The sequence below is a fragment of the Paraburkholderia sp. SG-MS1 genome (assembly GCF_012275575.1).
Lineage (GTDB): Bacteria > Pseudomonadota > Gammaproteobacteria > Burkholderiales > Burkholderiaceae > Paraburkholderia.
Genome location: NZ_NPIH01000023.1, coordinates 1 through 1,227, shown reverse-complemented (window position 1 = coordinate 1,227; position 1,227 = coordinate 1). Strand labels below are relative to the sequence as shown.

The window sequence follows — 1,227 nt, the reverse complement described above, 5'->3', positions numbered from 1 at the left end:
AGTTGCAGGTGCAGGGCAGCGCGCCCGACGCAATCCGGCTGAATCTGCGCGTGCCCGCCGATCTGTTCTCCTGGAACGGCGCGGGCGTGCCGCTGAACCTGAAATACCGCTACACCGCCCCGACGGTGCAGAACAACTCGGCGCTCGCGGTGCAAATCAACGACCAGCTCGTCAAATCGTACCGCCTTGCGCCGGCCAGCGCCGACGACGCGCAAGGCCGTCTGCAACTGCCGGTGCTGTCGAACGGCGGCAACCGGTCGAGCAGCGCGCTCGACATTCCCGCCTTTCGCGTCGGCAGCTCGAACCAGTTGCAGTTGCGCTTCAATCTGGATTCGCAGAAGACCGGCCTGTGCCAGTCGGTGGCCTCGAATCCGGTGCAGGCCGCGGTCGATCCCGATTCCACGATCGACTTCTCGGGCTTCGTCCACTACGCGCAGATGCCAAACCTCGCGTACTTCGCGAACAGCGGCTTTCCGTTCACCCGCTATGCCGATCTCTCGCAGACAGCCGTGGTGCTTCCCGAGCACCCGGCGCCGCAGGAAATCGAAAGCATGCTGACGATGCTCGGCCACATGGGGCAGTGGACCGGCTATCCGGCGCTGCGCGTGCAGATCGCGCGGCCTCGCGAGCTTGCGCTCCTGAGCGGCAAGGATCTGCTCGTGATCGGCGGCAGCGGCTCGGCGCCGCTGCTCGCGCGTTGGCGCGACGCGCTGCCGCTGAGCATCGGCGCGGCATCGAACGAGGGCGCTTCTGACGGTCCGATTACGCGTGCGTCGTTTTCAGTGAAGGAGCAGTGGCGCAACGGCGCGCATCTGCCGGACGGCAGCGCGCGTATCGATCGCGACGGCGCGCTTGCCGCGCTGATGGGTTTCGAGCTGCCGGGCAGCAAGGGACGCAGCGTGGTCGCGCTGACCGCCACCGATCAGCAGCAGTTGTCGCAGTTGCTCGACATGCTCGAGAAGCCCGACCGCGTCGCGCAATTGCAGGGCGACGTCGCGTTGCTGCGCGGCGGCGAAGTGGACAGCATGCGCGTTGGCGACGGATATCTGGTCGGCTATGTGCCGTGGTATGCGCAACTGTGGAGCCGGGCGATCCAGCACCCGGTCCTGCTCGGCGTGCTCGGCGCGCTGGCCGGGCTGCTGCTGGCGATCGGCGCGTTCACCGCGTTGCAGGAACTGGCCGCGCGCCGCCGGGGAGTCTGATCGATGACGCCGGTGAGGGGCAAGG

The 1,227-nt window shown here is 67.6% G+C and carries 1 protein-coding gene; it reads left to right on the top strand.

Annotated elements, in window-relative coordinates; translation table 11 throughout:
- Positions 1-1,202: cellulose biosynthesis cyclic di-GMP-binding regulatory protein BcsB (locus CIC12_RS01845; RefSeq protein ID WP_174771863.1), on the top strand; the 1,202-nt coding region annotated here is incomplete at its 5' end.
- Positions 1,203-1,227 lie beyond the last annotated feature (25 nt).